The following is a 4,731-nucleotide window of genomic DNA, read 5'->3' as shown; positions in this document are numbered from 1 at the left end:
GAATAGCTAACGCTGTCCTTGTTTTCCCTGTTCCTGTTGCCATTGTCAAAAGCACTTTATTTTGTCCATTTATCAAAGCATTTTCAACAGCTTTAACTGCATCTATTTGATATGTTCTAAGATTCAATCCTGTACTTGATGATAGGTAATCTAAAGATGTTTCTTTTAATGCGTGATTAGCCAACATATCATCTTTTTCTAATAGTTCTTTCAAATCTCTTGGAGAATAAAATCCTTTTAATGGTTTTACTGAATTTTTTTCTCTTCTACCATCCAAAAACCATATTCCAGATTTGTCTATTAAATGCGGATTAAAATCTCTCCCATTACTTGAAAACATAAAAGGAGCTTTGTATTTATTTAAAAATGGAGCTCCTTCACACAGTTCAGCTCCATCTTTTAAAATTAGACCTTCTGAATACATTCGACTATCTCTTTTTAAAGCTCCACCTATATCTACACGATATCTTTTAGCTTCTAGTACCCCATATAACTTTTTACCATAAAACAATGCGTAATCTACATATCCTACTGCTCCATTATCTTTTATACAAGGCCACTCAGCTATAGCTAAAAACTTTTTTGATTCAGGCAAACTTTTTTTAGTTTTATAATTTAAATTTATTGTATCTGCTTCCCACCCTGCATCTATCAACTGTTGGTCTATTAAAATTCTAGTCTCCGCTTCTGATAAGTCTACACTATTCTTGATACTTTTTCTGAAATTATTTCTTTCATCAATCGTTTTTACTACTATTTTATCTATATTTAATTTTTCAAATACCTTTTCTTTTTCATCCTTCTCAACTATTTCTAATAACTTCTCATAAGCCTCTTTATAATTTATATCTTGAGGATTTTGAAAAAATACCTTTGTAGAATCAAACTTTATATCACTTCCATAAAGTTCATTAAACCATGCCGATAGCTTTACTACTAATGAAAGTAGTACCTCTGCTTCTTTTTTATCTTCAAATCCTTTATGAACAGCATCGTTTCCTTTTCTTCTTATTAGATGAAGTATATCTTCTATTTCTGATGATATCAATTCAGTATTTTTTAATAATCTAATTCTATCTAATTGATTATCACTTTCAACATCTTCCATTCTCTCAGCCTTTATAATTGCCTTTGCTATGTACTCACCAAGCTGTCTTATTTTTATCATAGCTGTATTTGGATCATTATTCAGATTATACTCTGCCATCTCTCCAATTCTAGCCAATATATTCCAATCTTTTCTCAAAAAATTAAAGTTACTTTGCATGGAACACTCCCCCTAATATGGTAATTAATATTTTGTATTTTTCAATTATATTTTACCATAAAACTATAATAAAAACAAAAGGAAGCAATATCTCTATCACTCCCTTTAATTATACTATTTTGCTACCTTTTCTGCCAGTCCTTTTCCTACTCTAAATTTAACTACTTTCTTCTCTGGAACTTTTATTTCTTCTCCTGTCTTAGGATTTCTACAAGTTCTTGCTGATTGAGTTGTAGTTTCAAACTTTCCAAATCCTAATACTGATAAATCATCACCATTTACTAGAACTTCTTCTAAAGTTGAAAAGAATCCATTTATTAATCTCTCTGCTTCCTTCTTTGTTGTTATTTCCATCTTCTCTTGATATAAAGCTATAAACTCTTGCTTAGTCATAGTTATCTCTCCTTCATTAGTTAGTTTAATATTTTTACTAGAGTATAGTCTATAATTTTATTTTTTTCAATAATTCCTTTAAATCATAAGTTTTTTAAAAAATAAAATAACATATTTTATAAAAAAAACTTGACAAATACATATTTTTGTTTTATCCTATCTTTGATAGGAGAAAACAAGATTTTCATGAAAACATATATAATAACAAAATTTTTGAAAAATATTTTTGATTTTTTTTAAAAGTTTTTTTTATTTTAATAATATCCATATCCAGATAACGTAATTTTTTTGATAAAATTATCATCCATCTCAATCTCAACTTTTTCAAATTTTTTAATTTTTCCTAGATATACGCATTTGTATCTGTTGTAGCTATTATTAATAAATTCTTCCTCCGTTAGATCTATGCTCAAATTATCCAATAACCTCAAATACGAATTTTGCAAAACTACTGGTACATCATACAAAGTTATTTTTTTAGGTTTTCTCACTCCTATATTATTTTTTATTTTAATTAAATCATGTGAATTATCTTTTGCTAAGTCATACCTTGCAAACACTGGTTTTAATAAACTGTGAACATCTTGTGAAGTTAATCCAGATGGAAATCTAGCTATAGCTTGGTTCCAATCAACGATTCGGTTATCTATTAAAAAAACCATAAAAGAATCGGAAATAGTTATATAACCTTGTAATAAAGTTGTTGGTAACGTATTGTTTTTTAAATACTCATATTTCACCTTACCATAGTTTCTACCATAATTTGGGAATACAATCTTTATAGCCGTATCGTAATCTACATTTCTTTCTTCTAATATTTCGTTTATATAGATTCTACCTTTTTCTGTTATTATAGCTTGTTCTCTAACCATTCTTTGCTCTGGAGCTTTATTTTCTAAATACATTTATTTCTCACCTCTTATTTTTATTAAATCTTTTTGGATCTTTTCAAAAGTTTCTTTCATATTGAAAAATTTTATTCCTGTTGCCTTTTCATATATTTTTAAAATTTCTCTAATAGTAGAACATGCTTGGTATGCTGAATTTAAGTTATCTGTAGTTTCCATTATAGCTTTTCTAATTAATTCATAATCCCATATTTCATCAATGAATCTATAAATAAATGCTTGGTAATTAAAATTAGGATATTCTCTTTCCTTTTTTATAGTTTCCTTTAGCCACTCTATCCTATCTTGGAAAACACTATCAAATAACTCTTTATTAAATAGATTATTTAGTATATCATCCGCAAACTGCTGAACATAAGCATTGAATATATCAAACTCCATAAAATCCAATACTTCAAAAGGTTTTCTTCTAATTCTTTTACTAGCTTCAATCCTAACCCGTCTTGGCAAATCTGGGTACTTCTGTAAAATGGAATGTAACTGCAATGGATTTTTACTACAATAATCACAAAACTTCCTATACTGATTGTAGATTACTATTTTTCTATTGTATGCTCCTACATTCTGCGTATCTGTAAACATTAACGTTTCTACCTCATTATTCCCTATAACAGATATATTTTTAGGTATTGACGCTGGATTCCTTTTCAGATAAATATTATTCAGTAGCTGGTATAAATTTTTATATCCGTTAAAGCTATCATCCTTTTCTAATATATGTGTAAATGCTACATCTACTCTTTTAATCTTTATTGCTACATTTGCATCAAACCAATCTAATAAAACATTACCATTAGATCTTACTCCACTTCCAACCTCTTCATAGTAAATAAACTTTCTTATTTCTTTTATAAAAGCTCTATTAACCTTTAAACACTCCTCTTTAGTTGTTATTAGATAAGCATTGGTATTATCAAAGAATCTAGGATAGGATAATCTAATACTCAGACTTTTACCATCACTCTCCTTTAATAAGTCATAATAACCTCGTCTTCTAAAAAACTTCCTTAACAAATCAAATAACTCAACCTCAATATAATCTCCTACCATATTCTCCAATTCAAAAACAACATTAATAGTATCTAACATTTTTATCATCCTCCTAAAAAAAATAACTCTTTATGTCTGCTGACGCACATAAAGAGCTTCCCTAGAAGAAACAAACCTAACAAAACTTTACTCACACAAGTTCACATCTCTATTTACTGTGAGTCTAGTTCTACCAAACTCCATTAACATTTACAAAGCCCTCTTATTTATCAATATTTTTTTAGTTTTTTCATAGATTTTACCCTTAGTTATCCCGATTTTAGATAATTTTACTTTAATCTATAAAAAAATAAGATGAGCCTTTATTCAACGAATCTGTACTAGATGATACAGATTTTTTTATGTGTTTAATATTTTTTTTATTAAAGCTGTTCTTCTAATTTACATTCTTTTGTTGAAAAAACTTTGTATTATTAAAGGAAATGATAAAATCAGCTATTTTAAGGGTGTTATAAGGGAATTGCCTATCTGAAGTCGTTTGTACCCTGTAAAAGCCGTTTAACAGCATTTTAGAGGGTATTGAAGATTAATAAATGACTCCATTTAGTTTTGAATTTTAAAAGTTATTAAATATTTAAATACATATATCGTGTCTCCTTAGATAGTCGACACTCTATAATATATATTTATCTCTTTTAATAAAAAAGAGACTGGCTTTTAACCAATCTCTTTCTGAATTATTTATTTGCTTGTATAGCTTTTTTTAATTTAGTTTCCGCTTTATTTAAAGCAGTCGATAAATCATTTATCTTATTTTTTTCTGAAGCTGTTAAATTTTTAGATAAACTAGCACTTTTTAATTCAAATTTTGGTCCAATCATTAAGAATCCAAAATGTCCACCTTTATTTTCTTTTGTAAACTTATATTTATTTAAAGTAGTTACTATAAAATCTATCTCTTTTGATAACTTATCAAAATCTAAAGGTTTATCTTCAAAGTTTATATCATCTCCAGCCACCACAAACTTTTTTGTTCTTCCACTAGGATAATATTCTACTCCACTATACCACTGTTTTTCTTCTACTTTTGGTTTATAACCATATTTATCTATAATTGCTAAGTAAAACATTGCTAAGTCCACTTTATCTATATTTATTTTTGTATTATTTTCT

General features: G+C 27.5%; 5 protein-coding genes. All 5 read right to left on the bottom strand.

Annotated elements, in window-relative coordinates; all coding sequences use genetic code 11:
• Positions 1-1,267, bottom strand: a 1,267-nt coding sequence (locus tag Q0V08_RS10765) for a DEAD/DEAH box helicase family protein (protein WP_297434649.1), incomplete at its 3' end; no start/stop codon positions are given.
• A gap of 114 nt (positions 1,268-1,381) precedes the next feature.
• The gene (locus tag Q0V08_RS10760) at positions 1,382-1,660 is read right to left on the bottom strand and encodes an HU family DNA-binding protein (RefSeq protein ID WP_297434647.1); all 279 of its coding nucleotides are present in this window, start codon (positions 1,658-1,660) and stop codon (positions 1,382-1,384) included.
• Positions 1,661-1,914: 254 nt separating this feature from the next.
• Positions 1,915-2,565 carry a hypothetical protein gene (locus Q0V08_RS10755; RefSeq protein WP_297434645.1) on the bottom strand — a complete coding sequence of 217 codons (651 nt, stop codon included), beginning with the start codon at positions 2,563-2,565 and terminating at the stop codon, positions 1,915-1,917.
• The gene (locus tag Q0V08_RS10750; RefSeq protein ID WP_297434644.1) at positions 2,566-3,657 is read right to left on the bottom strand and encodes a hypothetical protein; all 1,092 of its coding nucleotides are present in this window, start codon (positions 3,655-3,657) and stop codon (positions 2,566-2,568) included.
• 638 nt (positions 3,658-4,295) lie between these two features.
• Positions 4,296-4,731: hypothetical protein (locus tag Q0V08_RS10745; protein WP_297434642.1), on the bottom strand; the 436-nt coding region annotated here is incomplete at its 5' end.

The organism is uncultured Cetobacterium sp. (assembly GCF_947038635.1).
GTDB lineage: Bacteria > Fusobacteriota > Fusobacteriia > Fusobacteriales > Fusobacteriaceae > Cetobacterium_A.
Note: the sequence above shows the minus strand (reverse complement) of the source record. Positions and strands in the feature narration are given on the sequence as shown.

Bases quoted from the DNA above. Each gene is read 5' to 3' on its own strand.
- Q0V08_RS10750 (WP_297434644.1), bottom strand. From the start codon at position 3,657: ATGTTAGATACTATTAATGTTGTTTTTGAATTGGAGAATATGGTAGGA.
- Q0V08_RS10760 (WP_297434647.1), bottom strand. From the start codon at position 1,660: ATGACTAAGCAAGAGTTTATAGCTTTATATCAAGAGAAGATGGAAATA.
- Q0V08_RS10755 (WP_297434645.1), bottom strand. From the start codon at position 2,565: ATGTATTTAGAAAATAAAGCTCCAGAGCAAAGAATGGTTAGAGAACAA.